Source organism: Citrobacter sp. 172116965, from assembly GCF_013458095.1.
GTDB classification, from domain to species: Bacteria; Pseudomonadota; Gammaproteobacteria; order Enterobacterales; family Enterobacteriaceae; genus Citrobacter; species Citrobacter braakii.
The window spans coordinates 3,912,516-3,933,376 of sequence record NZ_CP046673.1; the positions used below are offsets into that span (position 1 = coordinate 3,912,516).

Consider the following 20,861-nt stretch of genomic DNA (forward strand, 5'->3'; position numbering starts at 1 on the left):
GCAATGGCACACTGTCAGTAAATGTAAAAAACAATGTAATACAATGTGATGGGTTTCGCACCATACAAATGCAACCCAATGATTTAGATGATTATTTATTGGTAATATTTTTTAATTTCATCCTTAAAAAACATGATTAATTGCAACATAAACGTCATTGACAGATCACAATTCATAAGCTACCAGCGGGTAGAATCACATGATGAGCGCCTGACAACGGGTTAACCTTACAAAAAGCAATACTTTGTCCAAACCTCGTTGCGCTACGCTCAGTGATGAGAGTCCTGGAGAGCGACAAGAAGAAATCAATAAGTCTATTTATAATACCCACCATAAAAATAACTTAGTAACACATTTACAAAGCAATGATTAGCAACCTTATTATAAATAAGGTATTTTACGAAGAGTCTGCGATTGCTTTCATTTTCACGCTCAAATTTCAAAAAAAAAACGAATAGTAAAAAAATTTAGTTTAAATAATTGTAGCAACTCCGATGAGTAGAAGCGGCAAGCATGGCTTAAATTAAAACGATAGCCAATCATTGAGAAAATGCGTGTTACATATTACTAATGTCAACATTCTGCATGAACACACCTTTAACATCAGAGTTTACAGCGCTTACCAACACATCAATTTAAAATAAAGAGAAGAGAATAAATGACAGCATTAAAATTTTGTTAAAAGCAGCGTAAATCGCCCCAACGAATTATTGATAACAATGTATACACTTTTGTTAAGATATATATAAAAACACCTTCCAAAGCCATTCAATCATGCCAAAAAAATTTTGTTTACTTATTTTTCGCAAATAAATAATATCCGCGCCGGATTACTTGTTGAGCAATTTACGCACGTTAATCATTTCTTTCAAATGAAGTCCTACATCATTTTTTGACGTTGATGAACTCCAGCTGAATCTGTGCCTCTGACAAGTACTTTTCTGGGTAAATAATAAATTTAACGGAGTTATGATGATGAAAACTGCACTTACCAGCAGTGTACTGGTCGCTTTGTTTGCCGCTAATGCTGGCGCAGCAGCGAATTACGTTACCACTGCCGCAACAGGTTCTAAAGCCACCGCGACGGTCCATTTTACCGGTGAAATTGTTGCCAGTACCTGCGTGGTGAGCACAGCAAACCAGCCAGGTAAAACAGTGGCATTGCCACAAGTTACCAACCAGCTATTTAGCGGCGCGGGCTCTAGCACCGGTGATACTCCGTTTACGTTGCAATTTAGCGGCTGTAGTGGGGTAACTGGAGGAAGCGGCTATGTGGTGGTCTTTACCGGTAAAACCCCTGGCAGTAACACAGCACTTCTGGAAGCGAAACGTGGCTCGGCTTCTGCCACCGATGTTGGCATCGAAGTGGATCAAGCGGGTCATGCCCTCGATTTCGCTTCCGGTAGTAATGAGGTGAGCTTAAAAGCAGATCAAAATGGCGATGCACAAATCGATCTGGTCGCCAAATATCAGCAAATTGGCGGAACGCTGCCTGCGGCTGGCACGATCACTGCGGATATGAATTACACCGTCATTTATAAATAACGGACGTTGATTGCTATGGATGGCACTCTTCCCTGAACCTGGAAAGTGCACCTGATGAATAAAATATTCTTTTACCTGCTGCTGTGTGTGATTAGCACCGCTCACAGCGCAATTAATTTGGGCCAAACGCGCGTTATTTATAATGAGAACGATAAAGCGGCGATGTTTGACGTCAACAATAATACAGACAAGCCATATATGGTACAGACGTGGCTGGATAATGGTAATCCGGATGAGACGCCTGCCAATCTGCCAATGTTAATTACGCCCCCGATCCTGAAACTTGACGGCCATAAATCAGCCGTGTTGCGAGCTATTTATCAGGGCAACGGCTTTCCTGAGGATGTTGAATCTGTAGTGTGGATTAATGTGCAGGAAATCCCCACCATCGAGAATGAAGAAAATACCTTACAGCTGGCGCAGCGTATTCGCATCAAACTATTTTATCGCCCTGGTGGGCTGAATATGACGCTACCTGAAGCCGTTGAGAAATTACAGTGGCAGTGCCACGGTCATACTCTGCGGGCAGTCAATGCGACGCCGTTACATATCTCCCTGACGCAATTACATATTAACGGCCAAAACATCGATGCCGACATGGTTAATCCGCATGGCGAACGCACGTTTGCGTTGTCACAGCAAAAAGTCAGCCATATCGGTTTTAGCTGGGTAGATGATTACGGCGGCACTAACGCGGTTAATAACGTCCCGGTATCTTGCAATTAAGTTGGGGTTGCACATGATGAAAAAAAATAAGCACCCGCAACGTTTCACCCTCTTTACGCTGTCAACGCTGGCCGTGTGCATACCTGCATACGCCAGTAGCACGCCGCAGTTTAATACCCGTTTTGTACATGGTACGCAAAATATTACCTCCGTAGTGCAAATAGCCCGTAATGACGGACTTAGCGAAGGCACGTTTGAATACGATATATATCTTGACCATAGCTTCGTCGAAACGCGCAATGTTGACTTTAAAAGACGTAAACCACAAGGCAAGCCGCAACCTTGCCTGAGCGCGGACGATCTGCGCAAATACGGGATTAAAATCCCGGAGGGTAACGCCGATACCTGCGTGGAGCTCACGGCTCTGATCGCAAACAGTCGCCTGACGGCAGATGCAAACTACCAGCGCATTGATATTTCAGTACCAGAAGCGTTTCTGCTTTCGACTGCGCATGACGCCGTGCCTGAATCGGCCTATGACGATGGGATTAATGCCGCTTTTGTCGGCTACAACGCCAATACGACGCACCTGATTGAACAGGGCCAGGATCATGACTCTGTTTTTGCCAGTTTTGCCAACGGTATAAACCTGGCGGGATGGCATTTTCGCAACCAGTCTACTTTCAGCTATGCCAGCGGTTCAGGCCGTCAATGGCAGGCGGTTTCCACGTGGGTGGAACGTAATATTATTGCGCTGCGTAGCCGCTTGCGCTTCGGGCAAACCTATACGGACGACGATGTATTTGACAGCATCCAGTTTACCGGGGCACAGCTCACCAGCGATGAAAACATGTTGCCTGATAGCCAACGCGATTTTGCGCCAGTCGTTCGCGGCGTCGCCAATAGCAATGCCACAATCGAAATCCGTCAAAATGGCTATCTGATTTACAGCAAAAACGTCGCGCCAGGCGCGTTTGACATTGACGATATCAACCCCAGCAACCAAAGCGGCGACCTGAACGTTAGCGTTATTGAAGCCGATGGCAGTCGGCGTAATTTCAGTGTGCCTTATTCGGCGGTCCCGAACATGCTGCGTGCAGGTAACAGCCGCTTTCAGTTTACGGCAGGGGAATACCGCGACGGTTACAGCGGCGGTTGGCGGCCCCGCTTTGTTCAAGGCACATTGAGTTATGGTCTCAGCTTTGGCTCCACGTTGTACGGTGGTTTCCTGACCGCAGAAAGCTATAATGCGATTGCCACCGGGATCGCTCAGGATCTGCACCAGTTCGGCGCGATCTCTTTCGATATCACTACCGCCAGAGCGCAGCTTGCCAGTGGAGATACGTCCACAGGACAAAGTTACCGTTTCTTATACTCCAAATCGCTGAACCAGTACGGTACGGATTTCCGTCTGGTAGGCTACCGCTATAATACCTCCGGTTATTACAGCTTTAGCGACACCATTAACGAGCATAACAGCTGGTCCTCGGGCTATTACGACATCGCCTATGACGACCCGAATCAACAGTTGCGTTTTCCTGGCGAAGAGCACAACAAAAAGCATTACTACACCACTAACTACAATAATCGCCGCCAACGTTTTGAGGTCTCTGTTAACCAGCGTTTGTGGGATAACGCCTCTCTTTATGTCAGCGCCAGCCAGCAAAACTACTGGCACAACGGGAGTCACGACCGCACGATACAGCTGGGTTACAACGATACACTGGGGAAAATCAACTGGAGCGTTTATGTACAGGATACCCGTAACCAGTACGACTACCAGGACCGCAGTATCAACCTGACGCTTTCCATTCCATTCGATTTCATGGATAGCCGCGGCTTTGTCTCCACCAACATCATGCATAGCCAGCAGAATGGCGACAGCTACTCCACCAGCTACAGCAATACAGCATTTGACGATCGTCTGAGCTGGGGCGTTCAGGGCAGTACCACCGATCGACAGGATTCCTCTGCCGGGGTTAACGCCGCCTGGCAAGGCGACAAGATGAATGTTCAGGGGGGCTACAGCGCAGGACGCAACTACCAGAATATGAATATGGGCATCAGCGGCGGGGCAATGCTGCACGCAGGCGGCGTGACGCTCATGCACTCTCCTGGCGATACCATGGTGTTGGTCGAGGCCAAAAATGCCGACGGTGTCCATATCCAGCAACAAAATGGCGTGGCAATTGACGGTAACGGCTATGCGGTCCTTACCGCCGCAGACGCATGGCATTACAACGTGGTGAGTCTGAATACCGCTGATATTGGTGCCGGGCTGGATATTCCGCAGGCACAGAAAAAAATTGTTCCAACAGAGAAAGCCATCGGCAAAGTGGTGTTTGAAACCTTCAGCGGCCGCAACTATCTGGTCAATGCCGTCATGCCCGGCAATATTGCCCCCCCGGTCGGCGCGAACGTACGAGATACCAAAGGTCGTAGCCACGGTCTGGTCGGTATGCATGGCGCACTGTATGCCAGCGGCGTGGAGGACAATTCTCGCCTGGAAGTGCGCTGGGGCTCCCACGCAAATGAACACTGCTTTATTCAAATGCCGGATAACCATAACCAGCCGGTGAAGAAAATCGGATATACACAAATTACCGCCCAGTGCGTCGGCTCGTAAGGTGCAATCAATGAATCCGTTAAAAATAGTTAAACTCGTGGTGCTGCTTTGTTTGCCGATATTCAGTAGTGCAAGCTATGCGGTTACCTGTACAGCAAACAGCGTCTCCGTACACGTTGATCCCATTAAAATCAGCCACAGTACCACCGCTGGGGACACCGTTTGGGTGTCCAATCCACAAACCGTTAGCGTCACTTGCCGCGACACAGACTATATGCCCCACGGCGAAGCCGCCAGAATCTACATCGACCCTGATCATGAGTTTGCGCATTTTCTGCAGGGAACCAATATGAAACTGGTGGTGAGCATTGATGGTCGCCCCTACGATCAAAGCGCCCAGGCCGTCACCACCCAATATCAGGCAACGTTGCCCCGAGCAGGTTCAGACAACTACTGCAGGAGTAATAACCACAGCCATACCAGTGACTGCCAGGCGCGCCCACAAACATTTTCTTTCACCTTTAACCTCAGTCTGGTCGCTACCGGAAAACTCCCGGATCCTTTGCCTGCGCTGGCCGGTCGCACCATCAACAAAGTTTTTGTCGTCGACGGTATTGGCAGCATTAACGCCTGCGGTTCGCATTGCTCCACCAGCAATCCGGCAAAAAACTTTGGCCCCGCGCTTAATGGCCTGAATAACATCAGTTATATCAACTGCGAACCGATCGTCTCTATCAGCTCTGACAAAGGAACGGATACCGTCGAGTTTGGCAGGATCAGCATTACCGAAGCAAAAGTGGGAAAAGATAACAGCCACAGTAAACAGTTTGCCGTTATTGCCGCAGAAGCCGCCGGGAAGCATGAATGTCGCGGCATCAACTACGCGGTAACGTTTACCGGCACCACGAGCAACAGCGGCGCAGTTTTTACCGGTCAGGGTACGCCAGATATCGGCGTTACGCTCCAGGATGCTGCACACCCCGGCTCCGGGGACATTATCAGCGGCAACCGTATCGATTTTGCCAGCAGCGCGTTTACCAACCAGAGCGACAGCCGACGCAAAGAGTTCATGGCAACCCTGTTCTGGCTGAAAAATCCTCCCCAACCCGGCACATTTAGTATCCCTGTCAATGCGACGGTGACCTTTAAATAACAGGCGCAGGACGATGCTGATCGTCCTGCGCGTCTCGCACCAGGCATAAAAACCGCAGTCGTACGCTTAACCCGCCTAATGTTTCACTCCGTGATAGCTGAGGGTGCGAGCGGTGCAGACGAGCAATGTCGTTGACCAGCGCCAGGCCTATCCCGGCGCCAGGGACATTACCGACGTTATCAAGGCGATGAAACGGTAGCAGCGCCTGGTGCACCATCTGCTCATCGATACCCGGCCCGCTATCTTCAACCACCAGCACCACCGCCTCTCCTTTTCGCAGCAGACGGGCGGTTACCACACCATGCGGCGGCGTGTATTTCAGTGCGTTATCCAGCAGATTCCCGCACAGTTCGCCAAGCAGGACTTCATCGCCCTCAATCCACACCGCATCCTGTTCCCCTTCATAGCCCAGATCGATCCCTTTACTGCGCGCCTGCGCCAGTCGCGTGAAACAACTGCTTTGCACCACCTCATACAAATTAACCGGCGAGAAGTGCCTTTCTCCTTGCTCTTTGCGCTTCACAGCCGACAGCTGTAACAGCCTTTCCGTCAGTTGAATGGTGTTGTCCAGCGTAGAGCTCATGGCTTGCAGACTCTCATACCATTGCTGCGGCTGCTGGCTGGCGAGGGCCACCGCCGCCTGAGTTTTTAGCACCGCCAGCGGCGTTTTAAGCTGATGAGAAGCATCCGCGCTGAAGCGCTCCTGGCGAGAGATCAGGCCGCGAAGTCGGTCCAGATAACGGTTGAATGCCACAATCAACAGACGGGTTTCCGACCACGGCAGCAGCTCTGGCAGCGGCGTCAGCAGCCCAGGCTCGCGACGCACCATCAGCGATGACAGCTGGCGCATCGGGCGTAACACCCGACGCAGCAGCCAGCCGACCAGCACCAGCGTGAGCAGCACCAGCAGCCCTTGCGAAACCCACGAGGAAAACAGCAGCTGTCGCGCCAGGTAACGTCGCGATTGCAGCGTTTCGGCGACATAAATCTCGGCCATGCCGATAATACCGCCCTCGTTGACGGGCTGCAGCAGACGCGCCACGCGAATTGCCTCCCCGCGATATTCAGTGTGATAAAACCACGCCAGCGCCGGATAAAGCCGCGTACGCGATGTCGCAGGCGGCATCGCAGGTAAATCGTCATAACCTGAGATAACCTTCCCCGCCGGATCGACCACCTTGTAATACAACCTGTCGTTCATATTCAGCTCAAAGCTGTCCAGCACCACCCACGGCACATTCACTTCCAGCTGTTTGTTGTGCACCACCAGTCGCTCGGAGACGGTTCTGGCAGACGAGAGCAGCGTCCGGTCATACGCCTGCGTCGCCGCCTGTAGCGCGCTGACATAGCTGTTAAATGCCGACAGCCCCCACAACAACATGAGCGGCAAACCCAGAAACATCAGCAGTTGCAGGTACAACGATTGGGGTTTAACCCACTTCATCGCTACGCTCCAGCACATAGCCCAGCCCGCGTAGCGTGGCGATGCGCACATCGCTTCCCTGTAGCTTTTTACGCAGACGATGGATGTACAATTCAATGCTTTCGGGGCTGACCTCATCGTTTAGACTGAAGACCTGTTCAAACAACTGCTGACGCGAAACCGGTCGCAATCGACGGTACATCAGCACCGTCAGCAATGCCTGTTCGCGCGGCGTGAGCGCCAGCGGCTGCCCCTGCAACAGAAAATAGCCCTCATCGTGAAACGCCAGTTCGCCCAGTTGCTGTATGCCCTGCACCTGCCCCGCGCTGCGGCGTAGCAAAGCCCTCAGCCGCGCATCCAGCTCCTCGATTTCAAACGGTTTTGCCAGATAATCATCGGCCCCGACGTTCAATCCTTTCACCCGATCGGCCACCGCGCTGCGCGCCGTCAGCAGCAGCACAGGAAGCGCCTGCCCGCGTTTGCGCAGGCGCTGAACGACGTCAAGACCATCCAGTCCCGGCATATTGATGTCCAGCACCGCCAGCGCGTACGTTTCGCTCTGTAAAAGATGGTCGGCCGCCAGCCCATCAAAAACGCAGTCGACGGCAAAACCGTTTTGCACCAGCGCTTTCTCCAGCCAGTGAGCTAACTCACGGTTATCTTCCGCTAATAAGAGACGCATATCACATCCTGTAAAGTTTCTGCCGCATTGAAAGGGAATTGAAAGGTTAATGTTTTAACAATCATGCAACCGAACTGCTACACATCGGCTCACATAATCACAAAAATCTTCTTCCGTACCCGAAAATCCGGTTTTCCGGCGTGAGGATAAACAATGAAAAAACAGTTACTTCGTACCCTTACTGCAAGCATTTTACTGATGAGTACCTCTGTTCTGGCGGAACAAGCGCCATCGCGCACAGAATGTATCGCCCCTGCTAAACCTGGCGGTGGTTTCGATCTCACCTGTAAGTTGATTCAAGTGAGCATGATGGAAACCGGCGCTATCGAAAAACCAATGCGCGTTACCTACATGCCCGGTGGCGTTGGCGCCGTGGCCTATAACGCGATCGTCGCGCAACGTCCGGCTGAAGCGGGTACCGTAGTGGCATTCTCCGGCGGCTCGCTGCTGAACCTGTCACAAGGGAAGTTTGGTCGCTACGGCGTTGATGATGTCCGCTGGCTGGCAAGTGTGGGCACTGACTACGGCATGATTGCCGTACGCCAGGACTCACCATGGAAAACGCTGAAAGATCTGCTGACGGCTATGGAGAAAGATCCTAACAGCGTGGTCATTGGCGCAGGCGCCTCTATCGGTAGTCAGGACTGGATGAAGTCGGCGCTGCTGGCGCAAAAAGCCAACGTCGATCCACACAAGATGCGCTATGTGGCCTTTGAGGGCGGCGGCGAACCGGTCACCGCGCTGATGGGGAATCACGTACAGGTGGTTTCCGGCGATCTCAGCGAGATGGTGCCTTATCTTAGCGGCGACAAAATCCGCGTGCTCGCCGTGTTCTCTGATCAACGTCTGCCAGGCCAGTTAGCTAACGTGCCAACCGCCAAAGAGCAGGGTTATGACCTCGTGTGGCCCATCATTCGTGGTTTCTACGTTGGACCAAAAGTCAGCGACGCCGAGTATCAGTGGTGGGTTGATGCCTTTAACAAACTCCAGCAGACCGATGAGTTTAAAAAGCAGCGCGATCTGCGCGGCCTGTTTGAATTCAACATGAGCGGTAAGCAGCTCGACGAATACGTGAAAAAGCAGGTCACGGATTACCGTGAGCAGGCGAAAGCCTTCGGTCTGGCGAAATAAGCGCAGAGGCAAAGATGATGAGCGATCGTATTTTTGCAGGTATCTGGCTGTTGCTCTGCATAGCCGGGCTGTTCGTGGCCTGGCAAATCACCAGCGAATACAGCTATGAGCCGGTTGGGCCGCGTCCCTTTCCGCTTGGCATTATCAGCCTGATGCTGGTATGCGCCGTGGCGCTGCTGTTGCGCCATCCCGACACCATCAGTTGGCCCCGCCGTCACGTGCTGCAAAAGCTGCTGACGATGGTGATTGTTCTGTTGATGTACGCCTGGGGTTTCGAATGGCTCGGTTTTCCCATCTCCACCGCCATTCTCACCGTGGTGATTGGCATGCTGTTCGGCGCAACCATTCCGGCTGCGGGTATTTCCGGCGCGGTACTCGGCATTCTGCTGTGGTATGCCTTTGACCGACTGCTTGACGTCACCTTACCACTCGGCGCCTGGCTGGGTTAACGGAGAAACGATGGATACCTGGATTTATCTTTCTCAGGGTTTCGCGGTGGCCATGACGCCGGAAAACCTGGTCATCGCCCTGATTGGCTGTTTTGTCGGTACCATTGTCGGGCTGTTGCCTGGTCTTGGACCCATTAACGGCGTGGCGATCCTGCTGCCTCTGGCCTTCGCTTTGCATCTGCCTGCAGAATCTGCGCTGATCCTGCTGGCTACGGTCTACATAGGTTGCGAATACGGCGGACGTATCTCCTCCATCTTGCTGAATGTTCCCGGCGATGCGGCGGCGATTATGACCGCGCTGGATGGCTACCCGATGGCGCAGCAAGGCCGCGGCGGCGTTGCGCTCTCTATCTCGGCGGTCAGCTCTTTCATTGGTTCGCTTATCGCTATCGGCGGCATCATTCTGTTTGCCCCGGCGTTAGCCCAATGGTCGCTGGCCTTCGGTCCGGCGGAATACTTTGCCTTAATGGTTTTCGCCATTGCCTGCCTTGGCAGCATGATGGCGCAAAACCCGCTGAAATCATTTCTGGCAGCGCTTATCGGTCTCGGCCTTGCGACCGTCGGCGTAGACGCCAATACCGGGGTTTATCGCTTTACCTTTGACAGCGTTCATCTCTCCGACGGTGTGCAGTTTATCGTGGTAGTGATTGGGCTGTTCTCAGTCTCTGAAATACTGTTAATGCTGGAACATACCAGCAGTGGCCAGACGCTGGTGCGTAAAACGGGCCGCATGTTATTTAACGCCAAAGAAGGTGCGCAGTGCGTTGGCGCAACCCTGCGTTCATCGGTGATTGGCTTTTTCGTCGGCGTCCTGCCTGGCGCGGGCGCAACCATTGCCAGCGCTATCACCTACATGACCGAGAAAAAGCTCAGCGGCAATAGCGACAGCTTCGGCAAAGGGGATATACGCGGCGTGGCGGCCCCCGAAGCCGCCAACAACGCCTCGGCCTGTGGCTCCTTTATCCCGATGCTGACGCTCGGCGTACCGGGCTCCGGCACCACAGCGGTGATGATGGGCGCGCTGACGCTGTACAATATCACCCCGGGTCCGGCCATGTTCACCGAACAGCCGGATATCGTTTGGGGGCTGATTGCGGCGCTGCTGATTGCTAACGTGATGCTGCTGGTGATGAACATCCCGTTGATCGGCCTGTTTACCCGTATGCTGACCATCCCCTTGTGGTTTTTGGTACCGGCTATCGCGGCAGTCTCCGCGGTGGGCGTGTATGCCGTCCACAGCACCACTTTCGATCTGGTGCTGATGGTTGCCCTCGGCGTGCTGGGCTACATATTGCGCAAAATGCACTTCCCGATGTCGCCGTTGATTCTAGGCTTCGTTCTCGGGGAAATGCTGGAGCAGAACCTGCGTCGGGCGCTGTCTATCAGTAACGGTAATATGGATATTCTGTGGGCCAGCGGCGTGGCGAAAGTGCTGCTGGTGATGGCGGTACTGGTTATCGTCGTCCCACCAGTGCTACGCCTGATTCGTAAACGTAACAGCAAACCGCAGGTGGATATCAGTTAATAATATGCCGGATAGCGGCGCTGACGCGCCTTATCCGGCATTTTCATCTTAATTCCTGAACGGCACTGAGTACATGCTCAACAAACCGCGTCAGCTTAGGCAGCGGACGCAAATCTTGTCGCCACAGTAGATGAATCGGCCGCGGCTGCGGCGTAAACTTTTCCAGTATCCGAATCAGTTTCCCGGTAGCCAGCTCTTGCGCCAGCAGCACCTCCGGTTGCAATAACAGTCCGGCCCCCGCTACCGCCGCCATACGCAGGCCATGACCATCGTTACAGCGCAGGATCGCATCGCGCTTCCATCTGACTTCGCCCGTCACGCCAGGCAGTATCCATTCGTTGCGAGCCGTCCACACGGTATGGGACAGGCACAGATGATCCACCAGATCCGCAGGCGTAAGGGGCGTGCCATGACGGGCAAGATAATCCTTTGATGCACAGATCACCATACGGTAAGGACACAGGTATTTCGCCACCACATCAGTCTGATGGATATCGCCAATACGGATCGCCAGGTCGACGCCTTCATTCACCAGATCAACCATCCGGTTGGTCAGATCCAGCTCAATGCGCACGTCTGGCCAGGCCTGTAAAAACGCAGCGGCCAGCGGCGAGATAACGCAAGCGCCAAAAGAAGTAGGCGCGCTAATGCGCAGCGTCCCCGCAGGGGCCAGCCGCAGACGCTCTACCGAACGCTCGGCTATCGACACCTGCTCCAGCACGCGGCGGGCTTCTTCAAAATAGACACGCCCGGCATCGGTCAGGCTCTGGCGGCGAGTATTGCGCTCCAGCAGACGCGTGCCAAGCTGTGCTTCCAGTTGGGTGATATATTTTCCCACCATCACCGCAGACATCTCGAGTCTTGTTGCCGCGGAGGTAAAGCTTCCGCTCTCCACCACGGCGATAAACGTTTCCATGCCGCGCAGCTTATCCATATTACAAACCTCTGGTTAGTAATCATCTAACTTATAGCCAGTTTATCCGATTTCATTTTCATTAAAGAATAGCGGCTCACACTATTCTGGAGGTGGTTATGAAAATCGTCATTATTGGTGCCAGCGGTACAGTGGGGCGCGCAGTCACAGAAACGTTAAGCCGTAAACATGAGGTGATCCGCGTAGGTCGCACGCAGGGAGATTACCAGGTCGATATCACCTCGCAGGAGAGTGTCGAGGCATTGTTTGAAAAAGTCGGTCGGGTAGATGCGATCGTTTCCGCCACCGGCAACCTGTTCTTTGGCCCGCTGTCGACAATGACCGACGAGGACTTTAATCAGGGATTACAGGATAAGCTGTTAGGCCAAATACGTCTGGCATTAACCGGGCAACATTTCCTCAATGATGGCGGCTCGATTACGCTAATTAGCGGCATTATCGCCCATGAACCCATCGCACAAGGGGCGAATGCGGCAACGATCAATGCCGGACTGGAAGGATTTGTGCGCGCTGCTGCCTGTGAGCTAGGTCGTGGTCAGCGCATAAACCTGATAAGCCCAACCGTACTCAGTGAATCCGCCGAAGCATACGATGGTTTCTTCCCAGGCTTTGAAAGCGTCCCCGCCGCTACCGTTGCCAATGCCTATCGCCGCAGCGTGGAAGGCATCCAAACCGGACGCATTTATAAAGTCGGTTACTGATCAAAGCATTACCTCGCCTCTTACGTCATCAGTAAGAGGCGCTGCCTATTTTCAGGCACCCGTTTCGTTTCTTATTCGCGCATTGATATATTCCACGGCCTGGATGACATCCATAATGCCGTTAATCGCATTCGTCACACCTTGCCCGATAATAATCTCTGCCTGGCGCAGGTTGAAAGGTTCACCTTTACTTCCCTCAGACTCCCTTATTCCCGTCATACCTTTTTCATTCAATAAATTAAACCACGGGTAGAGATTGAGAACGTTTTGGTCGTGACATATTCCAGACCAGGCGCTATTCCCTCCCAGCAGAACCAGATGCCGGGCAATTTCATCGGAATAGAGCCAATGAAAGAACTGCTCAACCTGTTTTTTCTTTTTACTGTAGCGGGACATTCCGATGGAGCCGCCACCCAATTGTGGTAGTTGCCCCGGAACGGGCGCATAGCCAATTGTGGGAGCTATGGCGGTGTGCGCCACATCGTTAAACAAATTGAGATACATGATCAGCATGGCAAGATTTCCACGCTCAAACTGTTTTACCGCGTCACTCCACCACTCTCCGGGCAGGTTCACGGCGATAGAAAGTTGTTGTAGATATTGTTCGAGTGCAGCAGTGGCAAGTGAAGGCTCGAGTTGTACCGGCTCGCCTTCACGCACCAAACGCCCACCGAGCGCGTAGTAACGCAGCAGATACTCAGTAGCGATAAGCCCTGAGCTTCCTAGCGTCACCGCCGTTCCCATCGGGCGCTGTTTATTTTCTGGCTGATGTAATTGACTAAAGAAAGCCGCTATCTCATCAAATTGCGCAAAGCTCTCTGGAAGCGTTAACTCTTTTCCCGTTGCTTCATAAAACATCCGTTTAATCGTCGCATCTTCAAACAGATCTCGTCGATAAAACAGAAGCTGCATACTGGCATCAAAAGGTATTGCCCATGCCGTCCCATTTACTATGCTGAAGTGCTGTTGAATTTGCTCAGAGAAGTGTTCCAGCAGTAACGGAAGCTCAGAAGAGACGGACTCCAGCGGTAATAGTGCTTTCTCTGCAAACCAGGGAAAACACGCCATATCGATTCGCAGTAAATCGTAATAAGGATGTAGATGAAGATGGGAGAGAATTTCAAAAACTTCATCATAGGGATAAACCGCAAGATTTACCTTAATACCGGTCTGGCGATAAAAGTGGGGTAATAGTTTCTTCAACGCATCAGTCGAAGGACTCGGTAAAATTAACATATTCAGCGTCGCCTCTTTCTCAGGCGGCGGCACGTACTGACCATTCCAGGAAAAACCGCAATTCGTCAGAATACGATGCTTTTCTTTACTTTTGGGCTGGCGAATACTGGAGGCAATAGTTGTCCCCAAACGACCATAATCCATCTGGTAGCTTGTGATCCCGTCGAAAGATGCAGGAAGATTATCACTCAGTTGCAATATCGGCGGGCAGGACTGGGAGCTACCAAACCAGGCTGCTTGCGTTAGTGCTCGCGTTCTCTCAGAGTCCTGGACAATAAACAGATCGGGAATTGCCCCACGAAAAAAGTCAAAAGCGACGGTGTTAGCTTCACTGGCATGTGCAGGTAAAATCGTCAGCTTTGTAAGCGGACTTAATTCCCGGCAGGTTTCCTGTATCGCTTGAGTGAAGCGCGCGCTGTGGGAAAATTCCAGACGTTCACAGAAAACGCCAATATGGCCCGGCTGCTGTGCCAGCGCCCTTCTCGCTATTTCTTCGCCTGCAGTCACATAATCAAGGCTAAAATAACAAACTGCGCCGACAGGCTGGCGATAGGCAAACAGAACATTCTCCGGAGAGAGTCTGAGCAAGTCGTAATAGGGCTGACTGTCATTCAGGCAACTGACTGAGACAATGGCCTGGTAAGACTTTGCCGCCAGCGTTTGCAGGATCTCCAGCTCAAGATTGGGCAGATCATTGGTCAGGTAAAGGTCAATCGGTTCGCTTAATGAAGGCTGCCAGACCTGATGCAATCCCCGATAGAGTTGAAAATACTGCTCGGCATTGATGTCGGGCAGAATCAATGCCACTCCCTGACTTTTGCTGGCTCTCAACGATTGCGCCTGCGCATTCAACTGATAGCCAACTTCTCGGGCTGCACGTTGAACCGCTTCAATTTTCTCGACGCTTACATTCCCTCTGCCATTGAGCACATTCGAAACAGTCCCATGCGACACACCGGCAATTCTTGCTATGTCTTTGATAGTTGGCATTTTTACATCCTTCCCCTGATGCTTTGATGCTAGCACGGCACTCATCAGGAAACTATCTCCAGCACATGAATTTGAACGTTACAAAACTAAAAAGTGCATTTTATAAGCATGTCAAAATAAAAGCCTGACGCTATTCATAGACAAAACTCATGACATTAAATTCTTAACACGATGAAATACATATATAAATTTTATAATATTTGAAGAGGATCACTTCTAAAGCAAAAGATCATTGTTCATATAAAACGCCGGAATCATAATTGACACGTTCCAATTACGTTTCATTACATTAGCGCTTAAAAAAACAACAATCACATTTGTCATTAAGAGGGAAACATGAAGATTCATTTTCTGGGAACCGCTGCATCTGAAGGGATCCCCAATCCTTTTTGCCGTTGTGAGCACTGCCAGCAAGCCCGCATTCGTAAAGGCAAAGACTTACGCACACACTCTTCAGCCATTATCGACGATGAACTGCTCATTGACGTCGCGCCTGAATTCAGCCAGCAACTGCTGCGAGATGGCCTGGATGCAACAGAGATCAGATCGCTATTGTTCACACATACTCACCCCGATCATTTCAACGTCGGCGATCTTTTTAGCCGGATGGAAGGGTACGGATTTGAGATTACTCATCCGTTGCACATTTTTGGTAATGACCGTGCAATTAACGGTGCCGCCCAAGTGTTACCGGGCTACAGCGCTGAAAGATTTGCTTTTCATTGTCTGGTTCCCTTCGTGACCGTTGAAACTCGCGGATACCGCATCACTCCACTACTGGCTAACCATGCCAAGTGGGAGCTTTGTTATACCTGGTTTATCGAAAAGGAAGGTCAGTCCATTTTCTACGGACATGATTCAGGCTGGTTTCCTGAGCTCACATGGCAGTGGTTGAAAGGGAAAAAAATCGATCTGGCTGTCCTGGAATGCACCTACGGTTTTAATGGTGATAATCGTACTAATAACCACATGAGTCTGGAAACAGTCTTCGCCGCCAGAGACAGGCTTGCGGAACTGGGTTGCCTTGAGAAAAATAGCCAACTTATCGTCTCGCATATTTCACACAGCGGAGGTCTGCTGCACGACGATCTCATTGCGGCATGCGACAAAGAAAACATTCTTGTCGCCTGGGACGGGCTTAACCCTGATGAATCCCCTAATGATTTTGGTAAAAATCATTAAGTTAAGGTGGATACACATCTTGTCATATGATCAAATGGTTTCGCGAAAAATCAATAATCAGACAACAAGATGTGCGAACTCGATATTTTACACGACTCTCTTTACCAATTCTGCCCCGAATTACACTTAAAACGACTCAACAGCTTAACGTTGGCTTGCCACGCATTACTTGACTGTAAAACTCTCACTCTTACCGAACTTGGCCGTAACCTGCCAACCAAAGCGAGAACAAAACATAACATCAAACGAATCGACCGATTGTTAGGTAATCGTCACCTCCACAAAGAGCGACTCGCTGTATACCGTTGGCATGCTAGCTTTATCTGTTCGGGCAATACGATGCCCATTGTACTTGTTGACTGGTCTGATATTCGTGAGCAAAAACGACTTATGGTATTGCGAGCTTCAGTCGCACTACACGGTCGTTCTGTTACTCTTTATGAGAAAGCGTTCCCGCTTTCAGAGCAATGTTCAAAGAAAGCTCATGACCAATTTCTAGCCGACCTTGCGAGCATTCTACCGAGTAACACCACACCGCTCATTGTCAGTGATGCTGGCTTTAAAGTGCCATGGTATAAATCCGTTGAGAAGCTGGGTTGGTACTGGTTAAGTCGAGTAAGAGGAAAAGTACAATATGCAGACCTAGGAGCGGAAAACTGGAAACCTATCAGCAACTTACATGATATGTCATCTAGTCACTCAAAGACTTTAGGCTATAAGAGGCTGACTAAAAGCAATCCAATCTCATGCCAAATTCTATTGTATAAATCTCGCTCTAAAGGCCGAAAAAATCAGCGCTCGACACGGACTCATTGTCACCACCCGTCACCTAAAATCTACTCAGCGTCGGCAAAGGAGCCATGGGTTCTAGCAACTAACTTACCTGTTGAAATTCGAACACCCAAACAACTTGTTAATATCTATTCGAAGCGAATGCAGATTGAAGAAACCTTCCGAGACTTGAAAAGTCCTGCCTACGGACTAGGCCTACGCCATAGCCGAACGAGCAGCTCAGAGCGTTTTGATATCATGCTGCTAATCGCCCTGATGCTTCAACTAACATGTTGGCTTGCGGGCGTTCATGCTCAGAAACAAGGTTGGGACAAGCACTTCCAGGCTAACACAGTCAGAAATCGAAACGTACTCTCAACAGTTCGCTTAGGCATGGAAGTTTTGCGGCATTCTGGCTACACAATAACAAGGGAAGACTTACTCGTGGCTGCAACCCTACTAGCTCAAAATTTATTCACACATGGTTACGCTTTGGGGAAATTATGAGGGGATCTCTCAGGGCTTAACCTGAGCATCAACCAATAAGGATATGCAATATGGACCTTAATAAAACACCACGCCTGTTGATTATGATGTTCATACAATATTTCATGCAGGGTGCCTGGAATATGACCATGGGGCTGGTATTGAGCACCTATGGTATGGCGACAATTATTGGCTCATCCTATGCCTTGCTTGGCCTGGCGACTATTCTTTCCCCGCTATTTATTGGCATGGTCGCCGACCGCTTCTTTTCGTCACAAAAAGTCATGGCGATCCTGCATTTAATTAATGCTGGTGTACTGTTGTTTGTTCCACAATTTATTGAGGCACACAACACAGGTATGACGTTGACCATGATTTTCCTGGTTGGTCTGCTGTTTTATCCTACAACTGCGCTGGCTAACAGTATCAGTTTCAGCCACATTAACGGGGTAAAATACTTCCCATTTATTCGTGTATTCGGCACATTTGGCTTTATGGTCATCGGCTTTATCATTGGTGAAATGGGTTATTCTGGAAATACCATCACCTGGTATATTGCGTCGGCCTCAGGTGTCGTTCTCGGCCTGTACTGTTTTACGTTGCCAAACACCCCACCGAAAGCAAAAGGAAGCGTGTTTACGCTTCGCGATCTGTTATGTCTGGACGCTCTGGCGCTCTTCAAAGACCGTAGTTTCTCAGTTTTGATGCTCAGTATTTTTGTCCTGATGATCCCCAAAACGGCTTATTCCGCCTATATCCCGGTCTTTTTAAAAGCGCTTGGATTCGATAACGCCGCTTCAATGATGCAGGTTGGCATCGCCTGTGAAGTCATTTTCATGTTCCTGCTGTCATTCTTCTTACTGAAAGCTGGCTTCAAAATAACTCTAATGTTAGGCGCCGTTTGCTGGATTATCCGCACACTATTATTTGCTAATGCTTCGCTGGATGCCAACATGATGTTTGTGCTGATCGGCCTGATGTTACAAGGATTCTGCTGGGACTTTTTCTTTACCGTGGGCGACATTTATGTTGACCGTAAAGCCGCGCCAGAGATCAAAGCACAAGCCCAAAGCTTACGATTTATCGTCTCCAACGGCGTTGGTCTGCTATTTGCTTCTACCGTATGCGGGCAAATCTTTAATAACACCGTGACGGAACAAGGTCCAGAGTCGTTACCACAATGGGAAACATTCTGGCTAGTTTCAGCAGGCGTTGCCGCAGTGGTCAGCGTATTCTTCCTGATTTTCTTCCGGGACGATATTTCCAAACGCAAAACGGACCTCACATTGAAAAAAGCAAACTCCTGATCGTTAAAGACTCTCTCATTAAGGTAATTGCATGAATAATCTGGCCGCCATCATCAATGAGCAAGGATTGTTGCCTTTAACTACGATCATCAAAATCAGCATTGCATTTATTCTGGGTGGCATTATTGGCCTGGAAAGGGAATCGAAAGGGAAACCGGTCGGCTTCAAAACCTGCGTTATTTTATCCGTAGCCAGCTGCGTGTTAACTGTCGTATCAATACAATCTGCTGAATACTATGCTGAAATTTCGATGAATATCCGTAGCGATCCTATGCGCCTGGCGGCCCAGATTATCAGCGGCGTTGGTTTTCTCGGTGCGGGAGTCATTCTGCACCGACATGACGATGCTATCTCTGGTCTTACTACTGCAGCAATTGTCTGGGCATCTGCAGGGGTGGGAATCACCTGTGGAGCCGGTTTTTATTTTCATGCTTTTTTTGCCACGGCTTTATTTTTACTCGCCATCAAACTAAGCCCATTCATTATTTTCTTACAGACCAGAAACCAGTTTCCCGGAAAAGTAAAAGTGCGGGTTATTCTTGATCAACGCGACGCTCTGAGAGATCCCCTCATAATTTCCCCAAAACGTAACCATGTGTGAATAGATTTTGAGTAAGCAGGGTTGCAGCCACGAGTGAGTCTTCCCTTGTTATTGTGTAGCCAGAATGCCGCAAAACTTCCATGCCTAAGCGAACTGTTGAGAGTACGTTTCGATTTCTGACTGTGTTAGCCTGGAAGTGCTTGTCCCAACCTTGTTTCTGAGCATGAACGCCCGCAAGCCAACATGTTAGTTGAAGCATCAGGGCGATTAGCAGCATGATATCAAAACGCTCTGAGCTGCTCGTTCGGCTATGGCGTAGGCCTAGTCCGTAGGCAGGACTTTTCAAGTCTCGGAAGGTTTCTTCAATCTGCATTCGCTTCGAATAGATATTAACAAGTTGTTTGGGTGTTCGAATTTCAACAGGTAAGTTAGTTGCTAGAATCCATGGCTCCTTTGCCGACGCTGAGTAGATTTTAGGTGACGGGTGGTGACAATGAGTCCGTGTCGAGCGCTGATTTTTTCGGCCTTTAGAGCGAGATTTATACAATAGAATTTGGCATGAGATTGGATTGCTTTTAGTCAGCCTCTTATAGCCTAAAGTCTTTGAGTGACTAGATGACATATCATGTAAGTTGCTGATAGGTTTCCAGTTTTCCGCTCCTAGGTCTGCATATTGTACTTTTCCTCTTACTCGACTTAACCAGTACCAACCCAGCTTCTCAACGGATTTATACCATGGCACTTTAAAGCCAGCATCACTGACAATGAGCGGTGTGGTGTTACTCGGTAGAATGCTCGCAAGGTCGGCTAGAAATTGGTCATGAGCTTTCTTTGAACATTGCTCTGAAAGCGGGAACGCTTTCTCATAAAGAGTAACAGAACGACCGTGTAGTGCGACTGAAGCTCGCAATACCATAAGCCGTTTTTGCTCACGGATATCAGACCAGTCAACAAGTACAATGGGCATCGTATTGCCCGAACAGATAAAGCTAGCATGCCAACGGTATACAGCGAGTCGCTCTTTGTGGAGGTGACGATTACCTAACAATCGGTCGATTCGTTTGATGTTATGTTTTGTTCTCGCTTTGGTTGGCAGGTTACGGCCAAGTTCGGTAAGAGTGAGAGTTTTACAGTCAAGTAAGGCGTGGCAAGCCAACGTTAAGCTGTTGAGTCGTTTTAAGTGTAATTCGGGGCAGAATTGGTAAAGAGAGTCGTGTAAAATATCGAGTTCGCACATTTTGTTGTCTGATTATTGATTTTTGGCGAAACCATTTGATCATATGACAAGATGTGTATCTACCTTAACTTAATGATTTTGATAAAAATCATTAGGGGATTCATCAGCGCGACGCTCTCGAAAATCTGATAACCCGCATTCATCAACAGAAAAACATTATTGAAAACATCACGATCAGGGATATCAAGAAGGGCAAAATTGAGGTTAATCTCAAAATCGTAATACGTAAAAAGATGACCTTGCCCGACTTATACCACGATCTGACTCATGTTGAACACGTCTGCGCCATCGCACTTGAACATTAATACACCTTATATTCTTCTTTAAAATCAGGGG

16 protein-coding genes and 2 pseudogenes are annotated in these 20,861 nt (G+C 50.0%); 13 read left to right on the forward strand and 5 right to left on the reverse strand.

From position 1 onward, the window contains the following. The first annotated feature begins 972 nt into the window (after window positions 1–972). The 4 genes from GPJ68_RS19000 to GPJ68_RS19015 are packed head-to-tail and all read left to right on the forward strand — an operon-like array spanning window position 973 to window position 5,930. Entirely contained in the window at window positions 973–1,545 is a 573-nt protein-coding gene (locus tag GPJ68_RS19000; protein WP_019077514.1) for a fimbrial protein, read from the forward strand. 54 nt (window positions 1,546–1,599) lie between these two features. Next, the gene (locus tag GPJ68_RS19005) at window positions 1,600–2,271 is read left to right on the forward strand and encodes a molecular chaperone (protein WP_172860521.1); all 672 of its coding nucleotides are present in this window, start codon (window positions 1,600–1,602) and stop codon (window positions 2,269–2,271) included. 13 nt (window positions 2,272–2,284) lie between these two features. Then, window positions 2,285–4,837 carry a fimbria/pilus outer membrane usher protein gene (locus tag GPJ68_RS19010; RefSeq protein ID WP_180836937.1) on the forward strand — a complete coding sequence of 851 codons (2,553 nt, stop codon included), beginning with the start codon at window positions 2,285–2,287 and terminating at the stop codon, window positions 4,835–4,837. Window positions 4,838–4,847: 10 nt separating this feature from the next. Continuing rightward, window positions 4,848–5,930 (forward strand): fimbrial protein, encoded by a 1,083-nt coding sequence (locus GPJ68_RS19015; protein ID WP_019077517.1) that lies wholly within the window; start codon window positions 4,848–4,850, stop codon window positions 5,928–5,930. Here GPJ68_RS19015 and GPJ68_RS19020 read toward each other — a convergent pair. Then, entirely contained in the window at window positions 5,923–7,374 is a 1,452-nt protein-coding gene (locus tag GPJ68_RS19020) for a sensor histidine kinase (RefSeq protein WP_047414801.1), read from the reverse strand. The two genes, GPJ68_RS19015 and GPJ68_RS19020, sit on opposite strands and share 8 nt — an antisense overlap. Next, on the reverse strand, window positions 7,361–8,035 hold the full coding sequence (tctD, locus tag GPJ68_RS19025) for a transcriptional regulator TctD (RefSeq protein WP_053389465.1): 675 nt from the start codon (window positions 8,033–8,035) through the stop codon (window positions 7,361–7,363). The genes GPJ68_RS19020 and tctD overlap by 14 nt, the downstream gene beginning before the upstream one ends. Before the next feature lie 153 nt (window positions 8,036–8,188). Between tctD and GPJ68_RS19030 the strand changes: the two genes are divergently transcribed. From GPJ68_RS19030 to GPJ68_RS19040, 3 genes are read left to right on the forward strand one after another with little or no spacing between them, the layout of a single operon-like run. Then, window positions 8,189–9,166, forward strand: a complete 978-nt coding sequence (locus GPJ68_RS19030; RefSeq protein ID WP_016154127.1) for a tripartite tricarboxylate transporter substrate binding protein — start codon at window positions 8,189–8,191, stop codon at window positions 9,164–9,166. Window positions 9,167–9,180: 14 nt separating this feature from the next. Beyond that, entirely contained in the window at window positions 9,181–9,615 is a 435-nt protein-coding gene (locus GPJ68_RS19035) for a tripartite tricarboxylate transporter TctB family protein (RefSeq protein WP_016154128.1), read from the forward strand. A gap of 10 nt (window positions 9,616–9,625) precedes the next feature. Beyond that, window positions 9,626–11,140, forward strand: coding sequence for a tripartite tricarboxylate transporter permease (locus GPJ68_RS19040; protein ID WP_016154129.1), 1,515 nt, complete (start codon window positions 9,626–9,628; stop codon window positions 11,138–11,140). A gap of 43 nt (window positions 11,141–11,183) precedes the next feature. Here the strand turns inward: GPJ68_RS19040 and GPJ68_RS19045 are convergent, their stop codons facing one another. Continuing rightward, window positions 11,184–12,074: a LysR family transcriptional regulator gene (locus tag GPJ68_RS19045; RefSeq protein WP_172860519.1), complete on the reverse strand. Its 891-nt coding sequence runs from the start codon at window positions 12,072–12,074 to the stop codon at window positions 11,184–11,186. A gap of 98 nt (window positions 12,075–12,172) precedes the next feature. On the opposite strand from GPJ68_RS19045, the gene GPJ68_RS19050 reads away from it, so the two are divergent. Beyond that, a complete protein-coding gene (locus GPJ68_RS19050) occupies window positions 12,173–12,775 on the forward strand; it encodes a short chain dehydrogenase (RefSeq protein ID WP_047414795.1) in 603 nt (200 codons plus the stop codon). Window positions 12,776–12,826: 51 nt separating this feature from the next. Here the strand turns inward: GPJ68_RS19050 and GPJ68_RS19055 are convergent, their stop codons facing one another. Continuing rightward, window positions 12,827–15,001 (reverse strand): extracellular solute-binding protein, encoded by a 2,175-nt coding sequence (locus GPJ68_RS19055; RefSeq protein ID WP_016157285.1) that lies wholly within the window; start codon window positions 14,999–15,001, stop codon window positions 12,827–12,829. Between the two features lie 336 nt (window positions 15,002–15,337). Between GPJ68_RS19055 and GPJ68_RS19060 the strand changes: the two genes are divergently transcribed. From GPJ68_RS19060 to GPJ68_RS19075, 4 genes and pseudogenes are all read left to right on the forward strand, one after another. Further along, a complete protein-coding gene (locus GPJ68_RS19060; protein ID WP_180836939.1) occupies window positions 15,338–16,183 on the forward strand; it encodes an MBL fold metallo-hydrolase in 846 nt (281 codons plus the stop codon). 69 nt (window positions 16,184–16,252) lie between these two features. After that, window positions 16,253–17,461, forward strand: a complete 1,209-nt coding sequence (locus GPJ68_RS19065) for an IS4-like element ISVsa5 family transposase (protein ID WP_001339197.1) — start codon at window positions 16,253–16,255, stop codon at window positions 17,459–17,461. Window positions 17,462–17,511: 50 nt separating this feature from the next. Beyond that, window positions 17,512–18,747, forward strand: coding sequence for an MFS transporter (locus tag GPJ68_RS19070; RefSeq protein WP_016157287.1), 1,236 nt, complete (start codon window positions 17,512–17,514; stop codon window positions 18,745–18,747). Between the two features lie 31 nt (window positions 18,748–18,778). Continuing rightward, window positions 18,779–19,312: pseudogene (locus GPJ68_RS19075) on the forward strand (MgtC/SapB family protein); the annotation flags it as partial. Window positions 19,313–19,316: 4 nt separating this feature from the next. On the opposite strand, the gene GPJ68_RS19080 reads toward GPJ68_RS19075, so the two are convergent. After that, complete coding sequence (locus GPJ68_RS19080) at window positions 19,317–20,525, reverse strand: IS4-like element ISVsa5 family transposase (RefSeq protein WP_001352368.1); 1,209 nt, start codon at window positions 20,523–20,525, stop codon at window positions 19,317–19,319. A 98-nt stretch (window positions 20,526–20,623) separates the two neighbouring features. On the opposite strand from GPJ68_RS19080, the pseudogene GPJ68_RS25260 reads away from it, so the two are divergent. Beyond that, window positions 20,624–20,830, forward strand: a pseudogene (locus GPJ68_RS25260) (MgtC/SapB family protein); the annotation flags it as partial. Window positions 20,831–20,861: the final 31 nt, after the last annotated feature.

What these genes read in the sequence shown, in the direction of transcription:
- GPJ68_RS19000 (WP_019077514.1), top strand. Translation starts at nt 973, where the DNA reads ATGATGAAAACTGCACTTACCAGCAGTGTACTGGTCGCTTTGTTTGCC.
- GPJ68_RS19005 (WP_172860521.1), top strand. Translation starts at nt 1,600, where the DNA reads ATGAATAAAATATTCTTTTACCTGCTGCTGTGTGTGATTAGCACCGCT.
- GPJ68_RS19010 (WP_180836937.1), top strand. Translation starts at nt 2,285, where the DNA reads ATGATGAAAAAAAATAAGCACCCGCAACGTTTCACCCTCTTTACGCTG.
- GPJ68_RS19015 (WP_019077517.1), top strand. Translation starts at nt 4,848, where the DNA reads ATGAATCCGTTAAAAATAGTTAAACTCGTGGTGCTGCTTTGTTTGCCG.
- GPJ68_RS19020 (WP_047414801.1), bottom strand. Translation starts at nt 7,374, where the DNA reads ATGAAGTGGGTTAAACCCCAATCGTTGTACCTGCAACTGCTGATGTTT.
- tctD (WP_053389465.1), bottom strand. Translation starts at nt 8,035, where the DNA reads ATGCGTCTCTTATTAGCGGAAGATAACCGTGAGTTAGCTCACTGGCTG.
- GPJ68_RS19030 (WP_016154127.1), top strand. Translation starts at nt 8,189, where the DNA reads ATGAAAAAACAGTTACTTCGTACCCTTACTGCAAGCATTTTACTGATG.
- GPJ68_RS19035 (WP_016154128.1), top strand. Translation starts at nt 9,181, where the DNA reads ATGATGAGCGATCGTATTTTTGCAGGTATCTGGCTGTTGCTCTGCATA.
- GPJ68_RS19040 (WP_016154129.1), top strand. Translation starts at nt 9,626, where the DNA reads ATGGATACCTGGATTTATCTTTCTCAGGGTTTCGCGGTGGCCATGACG.
- GPJ68_RS19045 (WP_172860519.1), bottom strand. Translation starts at nt 12,074, where the DNA reads ATGGATAAGCTGCGCGGCATGGAAACGTTTATCGCCGTGGTGGAGAGC.
- GPJ68_RS19050 (WP_047414795.1), top strand. Translation starts at nt 12,173, where the DNA reads ATGAAAATCGTCATTATTGGTGCCAGCGGTACAGTGGGGCGCGCAGTC.
- GPJ68_RS19055 (WP_016157285.1), bottom strand. Translation starts at nt 15,001, where the DNA reads ATGCCAACTATCAAAGACATAGCAAGAATTGCCGGTGTGTCGCATGGG.
- GPJ68_RS19060 (WP_180836939.1), top strand. Translation starts at nt 15,338, where the DNA reads ATGAAGATTCATTTTCTGGGAACCGCTGCATCTGAAGGGATCCCCAAT.
- GPJ68_RS19065 (WP_001339197.1), top strand. Translation starts at nt 16,253, where the DNA reads ATGTGCGAACTCGATATTTTACACGACTCTCTTTACCAATTCTGCCCC.
- GPJ68_RS19070 (WP_016157287.1), top strand. Translation starts at nt 17,512, where the DNA reads ATGGACCTTAATAAAACACCACGCCTGTTGATTATGATGTTCATACAA.
- GPJ68_RS19080 (WP_001352368.1), bottom strand. Translation starts at nt 20,525, where the DNA reads ATGTGCGAACTCGATATTTTACACGACTCTCTTTACCAATTCTGCCCC.